Below are 20,572 nucleotides of genomic sequence, written 5' to 3' on the forward strand. Positions count from 1 at the left end.
TCGTGAAAGCGTTCACATTCACAAGCAACGAGCACGTAACCAAGAGAGGTAGCAGCCATGGACTGGCGTCACAACGCCGTTTGTCGTGAGGAAGACCCCGAGCTGTTCTTCCCCATCGGCAACACCGGTCCTGCGCTGCTGCAGATCGAGGAAGCCAAGGCCGTCTGCCGCCGCTGCCCCGTCATGGAGCAGTGTCTGCAGTGGGCGCTCGAGTCCGGCCAGGACTCCGGCGTCTGGGGTGGCCTCAGTGAGGACGAGCGTCGTGCGATGAAGCGTCGCGCCGCTCGCAACCGGGCGCGCAACGCCAGCGCCTGACGCCACCACCTGTGAGACGAGCCTGAGGCGAGCGGCGCGTACACCGAGTACGCAATCACCGCCCCCGAGCCGCAGCGCGCAGCAGTAACCCACAGCATTCGAGCCCCGGACCGATTCACTTCGGTCCGGGGCTCGCTGCTGTGCTCACATCACTTCTGCGGCTCGACGGGGATGTCGAGGACGACCCGGGTACCGCGGTCGGCGGCCGGCTGCATGTCGAACGAGCCGCCCAACTCCCCCTCCACCAGGGTCCGCACGATCTGCAGGCCGAGGTTTCCGGCGCGCTGCGGGTCGAAGCCCTCGGGCAGTCCGCGGCCGTCGTCGGTGATGGTGATGAGCAGCCGGGCGTCGGCGCGGGGTTCGCCGCGGACGGCCGTGACGTCGACCGTGCCGGTCTCCCCCGGCGCGAACGCGTGCTCCAGGGCGTTCTGCAGGATCTCCGTGAGGACCATGGAGAGCGGGGTGGCGACCTCGGCGTCGAGGATGCCGAAGCGGCCGTTGCGCCGGCAGGTGACCTTGCCCGGGGAGATCTCCGCCACCATCGCGATGACCCGGTCGGCGATCTCGTCGAACTGCACGCGCTCGTCCAGGTTCTGGGAGAGCGTCTCGTGGACGATCGCGATCGAGCCCACCCGCCGCACGGCCTCGTTGAGTGCCTCGCGCCCGCGGTCCGAGTCCATCCGCCGGGCCTGGAGCCGCAACAGGGCGGCGACCGTCTGGAGGTTGTTCTTCACCCGGTGGTGGATCTCCCGGATGGTGGCGTCCTTGGTGATCAACTCGCGTTCGCGGCGCCGCAGTTCGGTGACGTCGCGGAGCAGCACGAGCGAGCCGGTGCGGGTGCCCTTCGGCTTCAGCGGGATGGCCCGCAGCTGGATCACGCCGCCGTTGCCCTCGATCTCGGCCTCCCTGGGCGCGTAGCCGGAGGCCAGCTTGACCAGGGCCTCGTCGACCGGGCCGCGGGAGGGGGCGAGTTCGGCGGTGATCTGGCCGAGGTGCTGGCCGACGAGGTCGGCGGCGAGGCCCAGCCGGTGGTACGCGGAGAGCGCGTTGGGCGAGGCGTACTGGACGATGCCGTCGGCGTCGAGCCGGATCAGGCCGTCGCCGGCGCGCGGCGAGGAGTCCATGTCGACCTGCTCGCCGGGGAACGGGAAGGCGCCCGCGGCGATCATCTGGGCCAGGTCGGAGGCCGACTGGAGGTAGGTGAGCTCCAGCCGGGACGGGGTCCGGACGGTGAGCAGGTTGGTGTTGCGGGCGATGACGCCGAGGACCCGGCCCTCGCGGCGCACGGGGATGGACTCGACCCGTACCGGGACCTCCTCGCGCCACTCCGGGTCGCCCTCGCGCACGATCCGGCCCTCGTCGAGGGCGGCGTCGAGCAGCGGACGGCGGCCGCGGGGGACGAGATGGCCGACCATGTCGTCCTGATAGGAGGTGGGCCCGGTGTTCGGGCGCATCTGCGCGACGGACACGTACCGGGTGCCGTCCAGGGTGGGCACCCAGAGGACCAGGTCGGCGAAGGAGAGGTCGGAGAGCAGCTGCCACTCCGAGACCAGCAGGTGCAGCCACTCGAGGTCGGACTCGCTCAGAGCGGTGTGCTGGCGTACGAGGTCGTTCATGGAGGGCACGTGTGCGAGCGTACCTGCGGAATTGACGGCCGGTGAACCTGGATCTCCGGGCGTTCGTGTTGGAGGATGGGCCGGGAACGGGCCTGCTCCCATGGATGGACAGACAGATTGGTCTAGTCCACAATGCAGGTATACAGCCTCCGTCCTCCCCGCACAGGAGGATGGAACGAGGTACCCGGCGCTCTCTGCCCTGACTGCGCCGAGGCCTCCCACACGGCCGAGGAACCGCACACCCCCGGCCGGGCAACTCCGGGCTGCGGTGCCGGACGGGTTGAGGGTCCCGTCGGGCGCCGCGGCCCGCGGGTGTTTCCAGGGCCCTCTTCTCACTGATTCCCGCATGCCGCTTCGGCGATTCCAGCATGCGTCTTCGGCGCGCCCGGCCGCCTCCGCTCTGCTAAATTGGACTTTGATTGGTCTATACCACCAGCTCCCTCCAGCCCCTCACCAGATCGGCAGGCACAGCGTGGAAGTTGTCATCGTCCCGGACGCCACGGCAGGCGGCGCGCTCATCGCGGAGGGCATCGCGGACCTGCTGTGGCGCAAGCCCGACGCGCTGCTCGGCGTGGCCACCGGTTCGACTCCGCTGCCCATCTACGAAGCTCTGATCGCCAAGGTCCGGGCCGGCTCGGTGGACGCCTCGCGCGCCCGCGTCGCCCAGCTGGACGAGTACGTCGGGCTGCCCGCCGGGCACCCGGAGTCTTACCGCTCGACCGTGCTGCGCCAGGTCGTCGAGCCGCTCGGACTCGCCGCGGACGCCTTCATGGGGCCGGACGGCTCCGCCGAGGACGTCCAGGCGGCCTGCGTGGCGTACGACCAGGCGCTCGCCGACGCCGGCGGGGTGGACCTGCAGATCCTCGGGATCGGCACCGACGGTCACATCGGCTTCAACGAGCCCTGCTCCTCCCTCGCCTCCCGCACCCGGATCAAGACGCTCACCGAGCAGACCCGGGTGGACAACGCGCGGTTCTTCGACAACGACATCGAGCAGGTGCCGCACCACGTCATCACCCAGGGCATCGGCACCATCCTGGAGGCCCGGCACCTGGTGCTGCTCGCCACCGGCGAGGGCAAGGCCGACGCCGTGGCCGCGACGGTCGAGGGTCCGGTCGCCGCGCTGGTACCGGCCTCCGCGCTCCAGCTCCACCCGCACGCCACGGTGGTCGTGGACGAGGCCGCCGCGTCCAAGCTGAAGCTCGCCGACTACTTCCGCCACACCTACGCGAACAAGCCCTCCTGGCAGGGCATCTGAGCGGGCCGACGAGAAGGGCCCGGCACCTGGTGAGGTGCCGGGCCCTTCGTCGTGCGCGGGAGGCTCAGAGGCCGGCGATCCGCTCCGCCGCCGCCCGGCCGCAGACCCGGGCCGCGCCGTACGTGGCGATGTGCAGCGCCCCGCGGGGCTCCGCCCCTGGCAGGCCCATCTCCACCACGACGGTGTCCGGGCGGGCGGCCAGCAGGCCGTCCAGGGCCTCCGTCATCCACGGGTGCCGGTGGGCGTCCCGTACGACGGCGACGATCCGCCGCTCCCCCGCGGCGGCCAGCACGCCGGCCACGTCCGCCTCGGTGTACGAGCCCGACGCGGTGCCCGGCAGCAGCCGGTCCAGCTCGGCCGCGACGCCCCAGGGCGTCTCGTCGCCGACCGCGATGTTGGCCTCGGGCGTGAAAGAGGCGACGTACGGCGCCTCGGTGACCGGCTCCCAGGGGCGCTCACCCTGAGTGACCTTCACCGCGCGGCGGGCCGCCACCAGTCCGATGTCGGTGCCGGGCGCGGTCCCCTCCTGCACTGCCGCGCCCGGCCCCGTCTCAGCCCCCCTGACCCGGTGCGCCTGGGTCCAGGACGCGAGGGCGCGTACCCGCGCCGCCGCGTCGGCCAGCCGCTCCTCGGGCAGTTCGCCGGACCGTACCGCCGTCACCAGCGCGTCGCGCAGGCGCAGTACGGTCTCCTCGTCGGCCAGGCCGCCACCGACGCAGATCGCGTCGGCTCCGGCGGCGATGGCCAGGACGGAGCCGCGCTCGATCCCGTAGACGGAGGAGATGGCCTGCATCTCCATGCCGTCGGTGACGATCAGGCCGTCGTAGCCCAGCTCCCGGCGCAGCAGACCGGTGAGGATCCGCGGGCTCAGGGTGGCCGGACGGTCGGCGTCGAGCGCGGGCAGCAGGATATGCGCGCTCATCACCGCTTTGGAACCCGCTGCGACGGCCGCGCGGAAAGGCACCAGCTCACGGGCGTGCAGTGTGTCCGGATCCACATCGATGCGGGGCAGCGCGTGGTGCGAATCGACGTTGGTGTCGCCGTGTCCGGGGAAGTGCTTCGTGCACGCGGCGACGCCCACCGCCTGGAGCCCCTCGATGTACGCGACGGTGTGCCGCGCGACGAGCTCCGGGTCGGCCCCGAAGGACCGGACACCGATGACCGGATTGTCCGGGTTCGAGTTGACGTCGGCGGACGGGGCCCAGTTGAGGTCCACGCCGCACTCGGCGAGCCGACGGCCCAGCTCCCGGGCGACGGCCCGGGTGAGGTCCACGTCGTCGACCGAGCCGAGCGCGTGGTTGCCGGGGAACGAGGAGCCGTGGCGGACCTCCAGGCGCGTGACGTCGCCGCCCTCCTCGTCGATGGCGACGAGGACGTCGTCCCGCTCGGCGCGCAGCCGCGCGGTGAGCGCGGCGAGCTGCTCGGGATCGGTGATGTTGCGGCCGAAGAGTCCCACCGAGGAGAGACCCTCGCCGATGCGCCGGAGCAGCCAGTCGGGCGCGGTGGTCCCGAGGAAGCCGGGCTGCAGGACGGTCAGGGCGTCGCGGGTCAGCGTGTCCGACCCGGTCAGGAGAGTCGTCATGAGGAGCCGTTATCCCTTCACCGCGCCGGCGGTCATCCCGCCGACGGCCTTGCGCTGCAGGAAGAGGAAGACGATGAGCACGGGGAGTGCGAAGAGGGTGGAGGCGGCCATGGTGGCGCCCCAGTCGCTGCCGAACGCGGTCTGGAACTGGGTCAGCCAGAGCGTCAGGGTCTGCGACTCCTTCTCCTTGTTGAGCATCAGGATCATCGCGAACTCGTTCCAGGCCGTGATGAAGCCGAAGAGCGAGGTGGACATCAGGCCGGGTGCGAGCAGCGGGAAGATCACCTTGCGGAAGGCCTGGCCGCGGGTGCAGCCGTCGATCTGGGCCGCCTCCTCCAGCTCCACCGGGACGGCGGCGATGAAGCCGCGCAGGGTCCAGATGGTGAAGGGCAGCACCATGACGAAGTAGACGAGCGTCAGCAGCGGGATGCTGTTCAGCATGTCGCCGTCGCGGGCGATCATGTACATCGCGATGACCATGACCTCCCAGGGGGCCATCTGAGCCATCATCACGATCAGGACGATGCCCTTGCGGCCCTTGAACTTCATGCGGGCGATCGCGAAGCTCGCCGCGAGGGCGACCACGAGGGCGAGGAGCACGGCTCCGAAGGTGACCACGAGGCTGTTCGTGACGTACGTCCAGAACAGGTCGACGCCGGTGGCCGTCGAGTAGTTCTCGAGGGTCGGGGTGAAGACGAAGACCGGGTCCTTGGTGAGGATCTCGTGCTGCGGCTTCAGCGAGGACGAGAACATCCAGTAGACCGGGAAGGCGAAGAGCAGCGCGAGGACCAGGGCCGTGAGGTTCTTCGCGACCGTGCCGACACGGAGCGGCTTCCGGGTGCGCAGCTTCTGCGGGGTCGGGGCGGTGGTGCTCACAGCTGCTCCTCCTGCTTCAGGATCAGGCGGAAGTAGAAGGACATGGCGGCCAGGAGCATCACGATCGTCAGGACCGAGATCGCCGCGGCGAGGCCGTAGTGGAACTGGCCGACGCCCTCGATGTAGGCGAAGACCGGGAGGGTCTCGGAGGCGCGGTCGGGGCCTCCCGCGTTCATCGCGTAGACCTGCGCGAAGGCCTTGAAGATCCAGATGATCTCCAGGAACGTGGTGATCATGAAGAAGGGCTTGAGGTTCGGGAAGACCACGGCCCAGAAGGTGCGCCAGCCGTTCGCGCCGTCCATCTTCGCGGCCTCGTACAGCTCGGTGCCGATGGTGGTCAGACCGGCGTACATGTTGAGGGCGACGAACGGGATCGACTGCCAGACCAGCAGCACGGTGATGATCGTCAGCGTGGACAGGCCGGTCTCGAACCAGTTGTGCTGCTCGTAACCGGAGAAGCCGAGCGTGCGCATCACCCAGTTGGCGACGCCGAACTGCTCGTTGAAGAGCCACTGGAAGATGGTGACGGCGGCGATGACCGGCATGGCCCAGGCGAGCATCAGGGCGAGCGAGAGCACCAGCCGCATCTTCTTGCCGAGGCGGTTGAGCAGCAGCCCGATGCCGGTGCCGATCGCCATGACGAGGAAGACGTTGACCGCGGTGAAGACGGCGCTGCGGACGACCACGGTCCAGAAGTCGGAGTCACCGAGCAGCTTGGTGTAGTTGTCGAGGCCGATCCAGACCGTCTCGCGGGTGATGAACTCCTTCCGGTCGACCTGCTGGAAGGAGAGGATCAGGTTGCGGATCAGCGGGTAGAGCAGCAGCGCGGCCATCGACACGAGGGCCGGCGTGACGAGCAGGTAGGGCAGCACCCCGCCGGGCAGGGAGCGTCTGCCGCGTGGAGGCTGGAGGACTTCCTTCGAGCCGGAAGGGGACGGCGGAGTCGCCTGCGTCTTCGGCGTCTTCGCAGCCCTCCCGGGCGCGTCCTGAGGAGCGGCTGCGGCCGCCCCCTGGGAGTCCACGGTCATGGTCTTCATTCCTCGCGGTTCTGGGGCTCCCGCGCCCACCGGGCAGCGGCCCGGGGGGAGCGGGCCGCTGGTCACTGCGACGACCGGTGGTGCGGCCGGTGCGAGACCGGCCGCACCACCGGACGGGGACTACTTCTGGTTGATGCGCTCGTTGATGACCTTGTCGGCGGCCTCGCCGGCCTTGGCCGGGTCCTCCCCCTTCAGGACCTTGGTCATGAAGTCCTTGATCGGGTTCGGGGCGGTCTCGACGTTCGCCCAGCCCGGGGTCACCGGGGTGATCTTGCCGACACCGGCGGCCTGGGCCATGGCCTCGGCGAAGGAACCGGCGGCGGGCTTGAACTGCGCGGCGTCGTTGTTCGGGAGCAGGCCGCCCTCGGTGGCCTGGGCGTACTTCGCCATCTGCGCCTTGCCGGCGGCGAGGGCCAGCCACTCCTTGGCGAGGTCCTTGTTCGCGGAGCGCTCGGCCACGGCGAGGTTCGAGCCGCCGAAGAAGACGGAGCCCGGCTTGTCGGCGGTCTTGCCCGGGATCGGGAAGTAGCCGAAGTCGGCGGTCTTGCCGGCCTTCTTCATGGCGTCGATCGCGCCGCCGGCCTCCCAGCCGAGACCGATCCAGGACGCCACGCCGCCCTTGGGGACGATGTCGGTGGACTGCTGCGGGGTCGCCTCGTCCTTGTCCTTGGGCGCGGTCGAGTAGGAGGCGAGCTCCTTGTAGAAGTTCATCGCGGCGGCGGCCTGCGGGGTGGCCAGCTGGCCCTTCCACTTGTCGCCGTCCTTGACGGCGAGGTCGCCGCCCTCGTCCCAGATGAGGCCGGCCAGGACGTACCAGCTCTGGCCGGGCAGGTAGATCGCCTGGCCCTTCGGGTCGGCGGCCTTCAGCTTCTTCAGGCCGTCGATCCACTCCTGGCGGGTCTTCGGCGGGGTGACACCGGCCTTGGCGAAGGCGGCCTTGTCGTAGACGACGACGCGGCTGGCGGCGTACCAGGGGGCGGAGTAGAGCTTGCCGTCCAGCTCGCTGGCGGCGAGCATGCCCTTGTTCCAGCCGTCGTAGCCGAGCTCGGCCTTGTCGCCGGTCAGGTCGGCGAGACCGCCGGTGGCCGCGTAGCCCGCGGTCTGGGTGTTGCCGAGCTCCAGGACGTCGGGCGCGTTGTCCTCGGAGAGGGCGGCGGTCACCTTCTCCTGGATGCCGTTCCACTGCTGCTTCTCGACCTTGACCTTGACGCCCTTGTGGGCCGCCTCGAACTCCTTGTTCACGGCGGCCATCCAGGCGTCCGGCGCCGAGCCGTCCATGACCCAGACGGTCAGCGTCTTGTCGCCGGACGCGCCCTTGTCGCCACCCTTGTCGGCACCGCACGCCGCGACCGAGACCACCATGCCCGCGACACCGACCGCCGCGATGAGCTTGCGCTTCACGCCACCCTCCTCAGGGATGCCTGCAACCCCCACCCACCGCGCGAAGTCATACGACGAGTCATGCTCGTGGGACTGGGACCTGGTCTTTAATGGTTTAGACCAGTACCCGGAGCTTGGCCTAGACCTTTAGGGGTGTCAAGGGTGTATAAGAAGGGCTGTCGGCTCCGTTATCGGACCGACACCTGAGCCGGGGCGACGACCCGTGACCGGTCCGTGCCACCATGTGAGCCGCGACAGACGGAGGAGCCGGTGACGGCAACAGCACAGGAGTCGGGAAGGCAGGCCATGGCCACGGACGGGGGCAGTACGGAGACAGAGGGCGGCGCCGCCGGCCGCACCGCACGCGTGCCCAAGTACTACCGGCTCAAGCGACACTTGCTCGACATGACGGAGACCCAGGCCCCCGGCACCCCGGTCCCGCCCGAGCGCACGCTCGCCGCAGAGTTCGACACCTCGCGCACGACGGTGCGCCAGGCCTTGCAGGAACTGGTCGTCGAGGGCCGGCTGGAACGGATCCAGGGCAAGGGCACGTTCGTGGCCAAGCCCAAGGTCTCGCAGGCCCTGCAGCTCACCTCGTACACCGAGGACATGCGGGCGCAGGGCCTGGAGCCCACCTCGCAGCTCCTCGACATCGGGTACGTCACGGCCGACGACACCCTGGCCGGGCTGCTCGACATCTCGGCCGGCGGCCGGGTGCTCCGCATCGAGCGCCTGCGCCTGGCGAGCGGCGAGCCGATGGCGATCGAGACCACCCACCTCTCGGCCAAGCGCTTCCCGGCGCTGCGCCGCTCGCTGGTGAAGTACACCTCGCTCTACACCGCGCTGGCCGAGGTCTACGACGTCCACCTCGCCGAGGCCGAGGAGACCATCGAGACCTCGCTGGCCACCCCGCGCGAGGCCGGACTGCTCGGCACCGACGTGGGCCTGCCGATGCTGATGCTCTCCCGTCACTCGCTGGACGCCCGGGGCGAGCCGGTCGAGTGGGTCCGCTCGGTCTACCGCGGCGACCGCTACAAGTTCGTGGCGCGACTCCAGCGACCGAACGGCTGAGCGGCTGAGCGGCTGAAATTCGACTGAACCAGTGCCCCGGCGCATCCGTGAGATGTGTCGGGGCATTGTCGTTCCTGTGCCGCGGTATACACCGAGACACTCTCGATACACGTCCGTTATTCGGACCGGGGTTCCAAAGAGCGGGACTGTCCCCTAAATTTCCTGCGCATTACAACAGGTGATCATCGAGGGGACGGTTCGCCGTATGTCAGAAGTGACGCAACAAAAGCAACCAACCGTCACACCACTCCGGGTGGTTGTCGCGCTCTGTCTCGTCGCGCCGTTCGTGGCCATGCTCTGGGTGAGCTCGTACGCGAAGGTCGAGCCGCTCTTCGCCGGCATCCCGTTCTTCTACTGGTACCAGATGGCCTGGGTCGTGATCTCGACCGCGCTCACGATGCTCGCCTACCAGCTGTGGCAGCGCGACCAGCGCGCCCGCAAGGGCGGTGAGTCGAAGTGAAGGACGGCGTGAACGGCGTCGCACTCGCCGTCTTCATCTTCTTCTTCCTCGCAGTAACGGTCATGGGCTTCATGGCCGCGAAGTGGCGCAAGGCCGAGAACGAGAACAGCCTCGACGAATGGGGCCTCGGCGGCCGCTCGTTCGGCACCTGGGTCACCTGGTTCCTGCTCGGCGGCGACCTCTACACCGCGTACACCTTCGTCGCCGTCCCGGCGGCGATCTACGCGGCGGGCGCGGCCGGCTTCTTCGCCGTGCCGTACACGATCCTGGTCTACCCGCTGATCTTCACCTTCCTGCCCCGGCTCTGGTCGGTGTCGCACAAGCACGGATACGTCACCACCTCGGACTTCGTCCGCGGCCGGTTCGGCTCCAAGGGCCTGTCGCTGGCGGTCGCCGTCACCGGCATCCTGGCCACGATGCCGTACATCGCACTCCAGCTGGTCGGCATCCAGGCCGTCCTGGACGTGATGGGTGTCGGTGGCGGCGAGAACACCAACTGGTTCGTCAAGGACCTGCCGCTGCTCGTCGCGTTCGGTGTCCTCGCGGCCTACACGTACTCCTCCGGCCTGCGCGCCCCGGCGCTCATCGCCTTCGTCAAGGACACCCTGATCTACCTCGTGATCGCGGTGGCGATCATCTACATCCCGATCAAGCTGGGCGGCTTCGACGAGATCTTCGCCAAGGCGGGCGAGGCGTACCAGACGGTCAACCCGGCGACCGGCAAGCCCAAGGGCGCGCTGGTGCCCGGCGAGGCGGGCCAGTGGACGTACGCGACGCTGGCGCTCGGCTCGGCGCTCGCGCTGTTCATGTACCCGCACTCGATCACGGCGACGCTCTCCTCGCGCAGCCGTGACGTGATCCGCCGCAACACCACGATCCTGCCGCTGTACTCGCTGATGCTGGGCCTTCTCGCGCTGCTCGGCTTCATGGCGATCGCGGCCGGCGTGAAGGTCACCAACGGCCAGCTCGCCATTCCGCAGCTGTTCGAGAACATGTTCCCGGACTGGTTCGCCGGCGTCGCGTTCGCGGCCATCGGCATCGGCGCGCTGGTCCCGGCGGCCATCATGTCGATCGCCGCGGCCAACCTCTTCACCCGCAACATCTACAAGGACTTCCTGAAGCCGGACGCCACGCCGGCGCAGGAGACCAAGGTGTCCAAGTTGGTGTCGCTGCTGGTGAAGGTCGGCGCGCTGGTCTTCGTCCTCACCATGGACAAGACGGTCGCCATCAACTTCCAGCTGCTCGGCGGCATCTGGATCCTGCAGACCTTCCCGGCCCTGGTGGGCGGTCTGTTCACCCGCTGGTTCCACCGCTGGGCGCTGCTCGCCGGCTGGGCGGTCGGCATGGTGTACGGCACGGCCGCCGCGTACGGCGTGGCCAGCCCGACGCAGAAGCACTTCGGCGGCTCCGCGGCGGAGATCCCGGGCATCGGCGAGATCGGCTACATCGGCCTCACCGCGTTCGTGCTCAACGTGGTCGTCACCGTCGTCCTGACCTTCGTCCTGAAGGCGGTCAAGGCCCCCGAGGGGACCGACGAGACCTCCCCGGCGGACTACACGGCGGACGCCGGCGACCCGGGCGTCACGGCCGACCTGTCGAAGGCCGGCGCCGGTCACTGACCCGCCGCCGTCCAGCGCCGCCCGCCTCCGGAAACCCTGAGGCGGGCGGCGCCATGACGGGGGCAGACTGGCGTCCATGGACTTCACGATCAGGGCGGTACGCCCCGAGGAGTACGAGGCGCTCGGGGAGATCACCGCACGGGCCTATCTGGACGACGGACACCTGGACTTCGGCGAGGACGACGACTATCTGCACCTCCTGAAGGACGTGGCCCGCAGGGACGCCGAGGCCGAGGTGCTGGTCGCGGTCGACGAGACGGGAACGGTCCTCGGCGGCGTGACGTTCACCGCCGGAGGCGAGGAGTGGGCCGACATCGCCGTGCCCGGCGAGGCGGAGTTCCGGATGCTCGCCGTCGCGCACGCGGCGCGCGGGCGGGGCGTCGGCGAGGCCCTCGTCCGGGCCTGTGCCGAGCGGGCCCGGACGCTCGACGGCTGCACCCGCCTGGTCATGTCCACCCAGGCCCGCATGGCCGACGCGCACCGGATCTACGAGCGGCTCGGCTTCGTCCGGACGTCCGCACGGGACTGGAAGCCCCTCCCGGACATGGACCCGCTGCTCACCTACAGCCTGGAGCTCTGAGCCGAGAACGACACAACATGTGGGGGGTGCTCCGAGGGGCGCCCCCCACATGTATGCTCATGCTCGCTGTCGCCGCAGGGGAATCCGGTGGAAATCCGGAACTGTCCCGCAACGGTGTGGTTTCGGTGCGTATCCGCACCTGCCGAGTCCGAGGACCTGCCGACGGTGCGCCCGGTCCGTCCGTTCCGGGTGCCGACTGACGTCCGGGCCTCGCGGAGTGGGCCGGTGGACGCGGGCCCCCGTGCGTACGGCCGCCCGCCCGCCTCCCCTCGCCGCGCCGGCCACGAGCGCCGAGCGAGGGAGAGCCCCCACGTGACCATCGCGCCCGCCGATCCGGCTTCGGCCGAGGCTTCCGCGGTCGAGAGCGACGGCCCCGGGACCGCACTGCTGCGGACCCTGACCGACCTCACCGCCGATCTCCCCGACACCGACCCGGGCCGGGTCGCCGCCGCCGCGCTGCGCGGCCGGCACGCCGGCTCGGACGAGGCGGAGCTGCGCGAGCTGGCCACGGAGGCCGCCGCCGGCCTGATCGCCGAGGACCCCGCGTACTCCCGGCTCGCCGCCCGGCTGCTCACCCTCACGATCGGTCAGGAAGCGGCCGGCCAGGGCGCGGTGTCGTTCTCCGCGTCTGTCGCCACCGGCCACCGCGAGGGCCTGATCGCGGACCGCACCGCGGACTTCGTCGCCCGGCACGCCGCCCGCCTGGACGGGCTGATCGACCCGGCCGCGGACGACCGCTTCGGCTACTTCGGCCTGCGCACCCTCTACTCGCGCTACCTGCTGCGGCACCCGATCACCCGCAAGGTCGTCGAGACGCCGCAGCACTTCATGCTCCGCGTCGCCTGCGGCCTGGCGGAGGACGACAGCCTGCGGGCCCTGGACGAGGTCGCCGCGCTGTACGGGCTGATGAGCCGGCTCGACTACCTGCCCTCCTCCCCCACCCTGTTCAACTCCGGCACCCGGCACCCGCAGATGTCCTCCTGCTACCTGCTGGACTCGCCGCTGGACGAGCTGGACTCGATCTACGACCGCTACCACCAGGTGGCGCGGCTCTCGAAGCACGCCGGCGGCATCGGCCTGTCGTACTCCCGCATCCGCGCCCGCGGTTCGCTGATCCGCGGCACCAACGGGCACTCCAACGGCATCGTGCCGTTCCTGAAGACGCTGGACGCCTCGGTCGCCGCCGTGAACCAGGGCGGCCGCCGCAAGGGCGCCGCCGCGGTCTACCTGGAGACCTGGCACGCGGACATCGAGGAGTTCCTGGAGCTCCGCGACAACACGGGCGAGGACGCCCGCCGTACGCACAACCTGAACCTTGCCCACTGGATCCCGGACGAGTTCATGCGCCGGGTGAACGCGGACGCCGAGTGGTCGCTGTTCTCCCCGGCGGACGTGCCCGAGCTGGTCGACCTGTGGGGCGAGGAGTTCGACTCCGCGTACCGCAGGGCAGAGGCGGCGGGCCTGGCTCGCAAGACCATGCCGGCCCGCGACCTGTACGGCCGGATGATGCGGACCCTGGCGCAGACCGGCAACGGCTGGATGACGTTCAAGGACGCCTCCAACCGCACGGCCAACCAGACGGCGGAGCCGGGCACGGTCGTCCACTCCTCGAACCTCTGCACCGAGATCATCGAGGTCACGAACGACGGCGAGACGGCCGTCTGCAACCTGGGTTCGGTGAACCTCGGCGCCTTCGTCGACACGGCGACCGGCGACATCGACTGGGAGCGTCTGGACGCGACCGTCCGTACGGCCGTCACGTTCCTCGACCGGGTCGTCGACATCAACTTCTACCCGACCGAGCAGGCCGGCCGGTCCAACGCCCGCTGGCGGCCGGTGGGCCTGGGCGCGATGGGCCTCCAGGACGTCTTCTTCCGGCTGAAGCTGCCCTTCGACTCGGCCGAGGCGCGGGCGCTGTCGACGAGGATCGCCGAGCGGATCATGCTCGCCGCGTACGAGGCGTCCGCCGACCTGGCCGAGCGCAACGGCCCGCTCCCGGCCTGGGAGAAGACCCGCGCGGCGCGTGGCGTCCTGCACCCGGACCACTACGACGTGGAGCTGAACTGGCCCGAGCGCTGGGCCTCGCTGCGCGAGCGGATCTCCGCCGTCGGCATGCGCAACAGCCTGCTGCTCGCCATCGCGCCGACCGCGACGATCGCCTCGATCGCCGGTGTGTACGAGTGCATCGAGCCGCAGGTCTCCAACCTGTTCAAGCGCGAGACGCTGTCCGGCGAGTTCCTCCAGGTCAACTCGTACCTGGTGGCCGAGCTGAAGAAGCTCGGCGTGTGGGACGCGCAGACCCGCGAGGCGCTGCGCGAGTCCAACGGCTCGGTGGCCGGCTTCACCTGGGTGCCGGCGGAGGTGCGCGAGCTGTACCGGACGGCCTGGGAGATCCCGCAGCGCGGCCTGATCGACATGGCGGCGGCGCGGACCCCGTTCCTCGACCAGAGCCAGTCCCTGAACCTGTTCATGGAGACGCCGACGATCGGCAAGCTGTCGTCGATGTACGCGTACGCCTGGAAGCAGGGCCTGAAGACGACGTACTACCTGCGCTCCCGCCCGGCGACCCGGATCGCCCGCGCGGCCCAGGCCGCCGCCCCGATCCCCGTCCAGCAGGCCGCCCCCGACGCGGACGCCGTCGCCTGCTCCCTGGAAAACCCCGAGTCCTGCGAGGCCTGCCAGTAATGAGCTCGACCGACAAGAACCTCCTCGACCCGGGCTTCGAGCTCACGCTCCGCCCGATGCGCTACCCGGACTTCTACGAGCGCTACCGGGACGCGATCAAGAACACCTGGACCGTCGAGGAGGTCGACCTCCACTCGGACGTCGCCGACCTCGCCAAGCTCACGCCGGGTGAGCAGCACATGATCGGCCGCCTCGTCGCGTTCTTCGCGACCGGCGACTCGATCGTGGCGAACAACCTGGTGCTGACGCTGTACAAGCACATCAACTCCCCGGAGGCGCGGCTGTACCTGAGCCGTCAGCTCTTCGAGGAGGCGGTCCACGTCCAGTTCTACCTGACGCTCCTGGACACGTACCTGCCCGACCCGGCCGACCGCGCGGCGGCCTTCGACGCGGTCGAGAACATCCCCTCCATCCGCGAGAAGGCGCAGTTCTGCTTCAAGTGGATGGACTCGGTCGAGAAGATCGAGAAGCTGGAGACGGCCGCCGACCGGCGCCGCTTCCTGCTCAACCTGATCTGCTTCGCCGCCTGCATCGAGGGCCTGTTCTTCTACGGCGCCTTCGCGTACGTGTACTGGTTCCGGTCCCGCGGCCTGCTGCACGGTCTGGCGACCGGCACCAACTGGGTGTTCCGCGACGAGACGATGCACATGAACTTCGCCTTCGAGGTCGTGGACACCGTCCGCAAGGAAGAGCCTGAGCTCTTCGACGACGCGCTCCAGCAGCAGGTCACCGACATGCTGAAGGAGGCCGTCGAGGCGGAGCTGCAGTTCGGCCGTGACCTGTGCGGCGACGGCCTGCCGGGCATGAACACCGAGTCGATGCGCGAGTACCTCCAGTGCGTCGCCGACCAGCGCCTGCAGCGCCTCGGCTTCCCGCCGGTCTACGGCTCGGAGAACCCGTTCTCCTTCATGGAGCTCCAGGGCGTCCAGGAACTGACCAACTTCTTCGAGCGCCGCCCGTCCGCCTACCAGGTGGCCGTCGAGGGCTCGGTGGACCTGGACGAGGACTTCTGATCCTCCCCGCATGAACGGCGAAGGGCCCCGCTCCACCACGGGGGGAGAGCGGGGCCCTTCGCGTGCGCGGGCGCGGGGCGGCGGCGGTGTCAGTCGTTCGGGACCGTCTCGTAGCGCGGGGTGCCCTCTTCCATCTGGCGGAGGGCGTCCTTGCGGTCGCGCTTCGACAGCTTGTCGATGTAGAGGAAGCCGTACAGGTGGTCCGTCTCGTGCTGGAGGCAGCGGGCGAAGTAGCCGGTGCCACGGACCTTGATCGGGTTGCCCTGGGCGTCCTGGCCGTGCACCTCGGCGTAGTCCGGGCGGGCCAGCGAGGCGTACGCGGTCGGCACCGACAGGCAGCCCTCGTTGGAGTCGTCGAGGATGCGGCGGTCGGCCGGCAGGTCCTGGAGGACCGGGTTGATCACGACGCCGGTGTGCCGCACGCCCTCGTCGTCCGGGCAGTCGTACACGAAGACCTTGAGGTCCACGCCGATCTGGTTGGCGGCCAGGCCCACGCCCTCCGCCGCCTTCTGGCTGGCGAACATGTCGTCGATCAGTGCGGCAAGCTCGTCGTCGAACTCGGTGACGTCCTTGCACTCCTTGTGGAGCACGGGGTTCCCGACGACGGTGATCGGGCGCGCCGTGCCGCGCTCGCGGTACGCGAGCTCACGCGCCTCGCAGTCCTCCGTGTCGACGACGAAGCCGTCGTTCAGCTGCTCGTCCGTCTGCTGCTGCGCCATGTGTGCCGCACGCCTTCCTCAGAACCCTGGTAAATGGTCCCGTACAGCCTACGGGCAATGCTCAGCAGACCTCTTCGAGATCCCGCCACTCCCGGCTGTCCGGGCTGTCCGCTACCCAGCCGTCGAGCAGCCCGCGGACCAGGCCGGCCGGGGCGGCGATGCCGCACTCCCGCTCCGGTACCCAGAGTTCGCCGGGGGAACGGTGGCCGAGCGGGCCGGGGTGGCCGGGCTCGCTGTGGTCGTGCGGGTCGAGGTGCTCGCCCTCGCCCTCGGCGCTGGGCATGGTCGACTCGGAGCACGCGCGGCAGAGCAGCCGTACGGAGGACGACCAGTCCTCGGCCGCGAAGCCGGCGTCGGCGGCGAGCTGCTCCAGGGCGTCCCGGTCGGCCTCCGTCGCGGCCTCCAGGAGGACCACCCAGGTCGGGACCGGCGAAGGGGCCCACAGCTCGATCTCGTCGAAGACCGGGTACGAGGGGCCGGCGGTGGTCGTCCGCTCCCCGTTGGGCACGCCGTCGTGGAGCACGACCTCGCCCCAGCGGCGGCCGGAGGACGGCAGCGGGATCGACAGCACCTCTATCCGGGCCGGGTCGAGCCGGCGGCCCCACACCACCTCTGCCTCGCCCTCGGGCGACAGCCGCACGGCGGCGCTGCCCAGCTCCATGCCGGCCGGTTCGCCGGTGCCGGCGGAGGCCCCGGGGACCTTCAGGCCGTACGCCTGCCAGGCGCGACGGGCCAGCGGCCAGTCCTGCAGCGCGGTGGCGGCGATGCCGACGTTCCACCAGTCCGGGGCGCCGGTCTCCTTGTCGAGCAGCGCGACCGCGCGCAGTCCGGCGGCGCGGGCCTGCTCCCAGTCGTGCCGGAACTTGTGCAGCAGGGCCAGGTTGAACCAGGACTCGGAGAGCCAGGGCTCAAGATCCGCCGCGCGGGTGAGCAGCGCGCCCGCGTCCTCGTACCGTCCGTCGCCGATCAGCGTGAACGCGCGGTCGGTGGCCTGCCGCCACGAGGCGGAGGGCCGATGCCGTACCTTCCCGAAGATCCTCACGATTCCCGCCTGCCGGTCGCTTCACCCTCTTGTTCGCATCCAACCATGCCCGGTTGGACGCGCGCTCATTACCCATGGGTTACCCAGGCCGACGAGGGGCGACGCCGCCGTTCGCGAGAACCCGGGCGAGGGACTCGACGACCTCGGGGCAGTGGTCGCGGGCGGTCCCCAGCCGCAGCCGCTCCAGCGCGGCGAGCGCACCGCCCGGGCCGCCGCCGGCGAGGTCGTCGTACGCGTTGACGGTGCGGACGATCCGGGCGGGCAGCGGCTGCTCCCGGTACGGGTCGGCCTGCCGCTCCACCACCAGGGCGACGGCCTCCCGCACGCCCGTGCGACGGACGACGGCGCCTCCGAGCAGGGCGATCCGGCGCTGCTCCTCGGCGGGCAGCACGGCGGTCGCGCCGGCCGGGACGGGGTCGACGAGGGAGAGCTGGCCGATGTCGTGCATCAGGGCGGCGTACTCCAGGACGGTCAGATCGGGACCGGACAGGCCCAGCTCGCGCCCGACGGCGGTGCTGAGGGCGGCGACCCGGCGGGCATGCCCCACCGGGGTGTAGCCGGCGATCTCGGTGGCCCGGGCGAGGGAGGCGATGGTCTGGCCGTTGGTGACGCGCACGGCCGCGTAGCGCCGGTACGAGACCTGGGTGAGCAGCAGCGGCACGCAGAACACGGGCAGCGCCCACAGCCCGGCGGCGGCGACCCCGAGGGACATCACGACGCCGGTCGCGCAGACCGCGGAGCCGATGCCGAGGAGCCCGCGCAGTTCGTCGCCCAGGACGGGCCCGAACGGGGGCCCGGTACCGGTCCGGGCGCGCAGCAGCAGCGCGGCGAGGACGGCGTCGCAGAGCGCGGTCAGCACGAGCAGGAGCAGCAGGAACAGGGCGAGCGCGGCGCCCTGTCCGACGTACCGGTCGAGCAGGCCGGTGTTGTAGAGGGGCTGGAAGCACAGCGCGGCGAAGCCGGTGGTGAGGACCCGCCGGGCCAGGTGGTCGCGGCCGGGTCCGCTGCCCCGGGCGAGGTGCGGGACGGCCCCGGCGAGGCTCCCGGCGACGACGACGGCGACGATCTGCGAGACGCCGTGGGTGGTGTCGTACCCGGCGCTCTCGCCGAGCAACGCGTACGCGAGCGCTCCGGCGGCGGCGAGCGGCGCGGGCTCCCGGTCCCGCAGCTGCCCCGGCCCGGGGAGCCCCTCGGCGCGGGGCGGCGCACGCCATCCGGCGAGTTCGCCGAGCGCGATGAGGACCCCGAAGGCGAGGGCGTGGCCGGGCTCGTGGACCCCGTACCGGAGGGTGCCGACGACCCCGGCGAGCGTGAGCGCGGCCGCCGCTCCGTGCACGACCCGCACGGTCGCACCCCCGACGCTCACCGACCGCCCGCCCGGCGCGGGGCGGACGCGGGCGCACGGGAGGACCCGGCAGGCGAGTCGGCGGGAGCCGGTGCCGCTCCGGCGGGCCCGTGCGCAGGCGTCCCGGATCGGGGCGGCGGGGCGAGGTCAGGCGTGCGGGGCAGGGCACCCGTCGCGGCGGGCGGGTCGGCGGGGGCCGGAAGCGGCGCTCCGGCGGGACCGGGCGTACGCGTCCCGGATCGGGGCGGCGGGGCGAGGGCAGGCGTGCGGGGCAGGGCACCCGTCGCGGCGGGCGGGTCGGCGGGGGCCGGAAGCGGCGCTCCGGCGGGACCGGGCGTACGCGTCCCGGACCCGGGCGGCAGCCCGAGGGCAGGCGTGCGAGGCAGGGCACCCGGCGCGGTAGGCGAGTCGGCGGGGGCCGGTGCGAGCGACGGAAGCGGCGTTTCGGCGGGACCGGGCGTACGCGTCCCGGGCGGGTCGGCCGGGCCCGCGCCGGCGGCGCGCGGTCGTGGACTCGGCGACGGTAGTGCGGCTGCGGTGGCCCGTGCGCGCGGCAGCGCCGCCGGCGCCGGCCGGTCCGGTGCCGGGCCGTCGGGCGTCCGGCCTGCGGGTTGCGGAGGAGCCGCCACCCCTCGGTCCGCCATGGCCGGCGCCTGCGCCGGTACGGCGGCTTCGGCGTGGGGCGGCTCGTCCGCCGTGACGGCCGTCTCCCAGCCGTGCCGGTCCAGCGCGCCGGCGAGCGCGTCGACCATGCGGGGGTCGAACTGGGCGCCCGCGCACCGCCGCAGCTCGGCCAGCGCCGTGCCGACCGGCCGCGCCCTGCTGTAGGAACGCGTCGACGTCATCGCGTCGAAGGCGTCGGCGACCGCCACCACCCGGGCGTACTCGGGGATCCCGTCGCCGCAGAGCCCGTACGGGTAGCCGCTGCCGTCCATGCGCTCGTGGTGGTGCAGGATCGCCGCGCGCGCCTCGCCGAGGAACCCGATGCCGCGCACGATCTCGTGCCCGTACTCGGGATGGAGTTCGATGATCCGGCGCTCCTCCGGGGTCAGCGGCCCGTCCTTGCGGAGGACCCGGGTGGGCACGCCCAGCTTGCCGACGTCGTGCAGGATCCCGGCGAACCGCAGGATCTCCACCCGGTCCTCGGCCATGCCCAGCTCACGGGCGATCAGCACCGAGGCCCGGCCCACGCGTTCGCTGTGCCCGCGGGTGTACGTGTCCTTGAGGTCGACGGCCTGGACCAGCGCCCGGATGGTGGCCTGGTGGGCGGCCCGCTCGCGGTGGTACTGCGCGAAGACCCAGCAGGTGATGTACATCGGGAGGAGGACGAACAGCGCGGCGACCGGCCCGTACGTACTCCGCCACAGCACCGCCATCATCAGTCCGGCGAGGCCGTGCACAGTGTGCGGGGCGAGGGAGGGGCCGAGCAGCCCGCGCCAGGCGGTGCGGACCGGCCGCCCCTCCGCCGTGAGGAGGATGCCGCCGTCCAGCGCGGTGAGGACGAGGCTGAACACGACCGCGGCCGCGAGCGCGACGAAGAGGATCCGGGGGAAGTGCGCTGGGACCAGCGCGGCCGGGCCGCCGAGCAGTTCCGCGGTCCGCGACGCGGCCCACGCGGCGACCGCGAGCTGCGCCGCGCGCCACACCCGGCGCGGTCCGGCGGGCCGCTGTTCGACGCGGGCGGCGAGCGCGCCTGGCAGCGCGGTGAGCGCGGCGGCGGCGGGCGGCAACAGCAGTGCGGCGGCGAGGAGTACGGGGAAGAACGATCCCGCGCCCATCGGCACCGTGCCGCCGAGGACCCGGCCGAGCAGCCGGCAGCGCGCGGGCAGCTCGCAGAACGCGTACAGGGCGGCGAGCAGCGCGACCGTCGTCCAGGCGGTGTGCGCGGAGGGGCGCAACGCGGGCGCCGCCAGCGCGGCGGCGCACAGGGCGGCGCCCGCGAGGTAGCCGCGAGCCACTGCCGGGAGTCCCATC

16 protein-coding genes, 1 pseudogene and 1 riboswitch are annotated in these 20,572 nt (G+C 71.3%); of the genes and pseudogenes, 8 read left to right on the forward strand and 9 right to left on the reverse strand.

Annotation, left to right across the window (positions count from 1 at the left end; translation table 11 throughout):
• The first annotated feature begins 57 nt into the window (after positions 1–57).
• Positions 58–315 carry a WhiB family transcriptional regulator gene (locus R2D22_RS12345; RefSeq protein WP_003953983.1) on the forward strand — a complete coding sequence of 86 codons (258 nt, stop codon included), beginning with the start codon at positions 58–60 and terminating at the stop codon, positions 313–315.
• Positions 316–464: 149 nt separating this feature from the next.
• On the opposite strand, the gene R2D22_RS12350 is transcribed toward R2D22_RS12345, so the two are convergent.
• Positions 465–1,931 carry a sensor histidine kinase gene (locus R2D22_RS12350; RefSeq protein WP_318109731.1) on the reverse strand — a complete coding sequence of 489 codons (1,467 nt, stop codon included), beginning with the start codon at positions 1,929–1,931 and terminating at the stop codon, positions 465–467.
• 472 nt (positions 1,932–2,403) lie between these two features.
• Here R2D22_RS12350 and nagB point away from each other — a divergent pair, with 472 nt between their 5' ends.
• Positions 2,404–3,189 carry a glucosamine-6-phosphate deaminase gene (gene nagB, locus R2D22_RS12355; protein ID WP_318103147.1) on the forward strand — a complete coding sequence of 262 codons (786 nt, stop codon included), beginning with the start codon at positions 2,404–2,406 and terminating at the stop codon, positions 3,187–3,189.
• A 64-nt stretch (positions 3,190–3,253) separates the two neighbouring features.
• On the opposite strand, the gene R2D22_RS12360 is transcribed toward nagB, so the two are convergent.
• The 4 genes from R2D22_RS12360 to R2D22_RS12375 form a co-directional block, all read right to left on the reverse strand.
• Entirely contained in the window at positions 3,254–4,771 is a 1,518-nt protein-coding gene (locus R2D22_RS12360) for a glycoside hydrolase family 3 protein (protein ID WP_318103148.1), read from the reverse strand.
• Between the two features lie 9 nt (positions 4,772–4,780).
• The gene (locus R2D22_RS12365) at positions 4,781–5,647 is read right to left on the reverse strand and encodes a carbohydrate ABC transporter permease (protein WP_411977012.1); all 867 of its coding nucleotides are present in this window, start codon (positions 5,645–5,647) and stop codon (positions 4,781–4,783) included.
• The gene (locus R2D22_RS12370; RefSeq protein WP_318103149.1) at positions 5,644–6,675 is read right to left on the reverse strand and encodes a carbohydrate ABC transporter permease; all 1,032 of its coding nucleotides are present in this window, start codon (positions 6,673–6,675) and stop codon (positions 5,644–5,646) included. Before R2D22_RS12370 ends, R2D22_RS12365 begins: the two co-directional genes overlap by 4 nt.
• Positions 6,676–6,804: 129 nt before the next feature.
• The gene (locus tag R2D22_RS12375) at positions 6,805–8,085 is read right to left on the reverse strand and encodes an extracellular solute-binding protein (protein WP_318103150.1); all 1,281 of its coding nucleotides are present in this window, start codon (positions 8,083–8,085) and stop codon (positions 6,805–6,807) included.
• Between the two features lie 285 nt (positions 8,086–8,370).
• On the opposite strand from R2D22_RS12375, the gene R2D22_RS12380 reads away from it, so the two are divergent.
• From R2D22_RS12380 to R2D22_RS12405, 6 genes are all read left to right on the forward strand, one after another.
• Entirely contained in the window at positions 8,371–9,135 is a 765-nt protein-coding gene (locus tag R2D22_RS12380) for a GntR family transcriptional regulator (RefSeq protein WP_318109736.1), read from the forward strand.
• Positions 9,136–9,340: 205 nt separating this feature from the next.
• Positions 9,341–9,595 (forward strand): DUF3311 domain-containing protein, encoded by a 255-nt coding sequence (locus R2D22_RS12385; RefSeq protein WP_318103151.1) that lies wholly within the window; start codon positions 9,341–9,343, stop codon positions 9,593–9,595.
• Complete coding sequence (gene mctP, locus R2D22_RS12390) at positions 9,592–11,214, forward strand: monocarboxylate uptake permease MctP (protein ID WP_318103152.1); 1,623 nt, start codon at positions 9,592–9,594, stop codon at positions 11,212–11,214. Before R2D22_RS12385 ends, mctP begins: the two co-directional genes overlap by 4 nt.
• Positions 11,215–11,290: 76 nt before the next feature.
• Entirely contained in the window at positions 11,291–11,794 is a 504-nt protein-coding gene (locus R2D22_RS12395) for a GNAT family N-acetyltransferase (protein WP_318103153.1), read from the forward strand.
• A gap of 53 nt (positions 11,795–11,847) precedes the next feature.
• Positions 11,848–11,972, forward strand: a riboswitch (cobalamin riboswitch).
• A gap of 134 nt (positions 11,973–12,106) precedes the next feature.
• A complete protein-coding gene (locus R2D22_RS12400) occupies positions 12,107–14,479 on the forward strand; it encodes a ribonucleoside-diphosphate reductase subunit alpha (RefSeq protein WP_318103154.1) in 2,373 nt (790 codons plus the stop codon).
• Complete coding sequence (locus R2D22_RS12405) at positions 14,479–15,492, forward strand: ribonucleotide-diphosphate reductase subunit beta (RefSeq protein ID WP_318103155.1); 1,014 nt, start codon at positions 14,479–14,481, stop codon at positions 15,490–15,492. Before R2D22_RS12400 ends, R2D22_RS12405 begins: the two co-directional genes overlap by 1 nt.
• Before the next feature lie 89 nt (positions 15,493–15,581).
• On the opposite strand, the gene def is transcribed toward R2D22_RS12405, so the two are convergent.
• From def to R2D22_RS12425, 4 genes and pseudogenes are all read right to left on the reverse strand, one after another.
• A complete protein-coding gene (def, locus tag R2D22_RS12410) occupies positions 15,582–16,211 on the reverse strand; it encodes a peptide deformylase (RefSeq protein WP_318103156.1) in 630 nt (209 codons plus the stop codon).
• A 61-nt stretch (positions 16,212–16,272) separates the two neighbouring features.
• Positions 16,273–17,253: a tetratricopeptide repeat protein gene (locus R2D22_RS12415; protein ID WP_318103157.1), complete on the reverse strand. Its 981-nt coding sequence runs from the start codon at positions 17,251–17,253 to the stop codon at positions 16,273–16,275.
• Positions 17,254–17,332: 79 nt separating this feature from the next.
• Entirely contained in the window at positions 17,333–18,619 is a 1,287-nt protein-coding gene (locus tag R2D22_RS12420) for an HD-GYP domain-containing protein (RefSeq protein ID WP_411977013.1), read from the reverse strand.
• 563 nt (positions 18,620–19,182) lie between these two features.
• Positions 19,183–20,571, reverse strand: a pseudogene (locus R2D22_RS12425) (HD-GYP domain-containing protein); the annotation flags it as partial.
• Position 20,572: the final 1 nt, after the last annotated feature.

Origin of the sequence: Streptomyces sp. HUAS YS2 (assembly GCF_033343995.1) — a bacterium.
GTDB lineage: Bacteria > Actinomycetota > Actinomycetes > Streptomycetales > Streptomycetaceae > Streptomyces > Streptomyces solicathayae.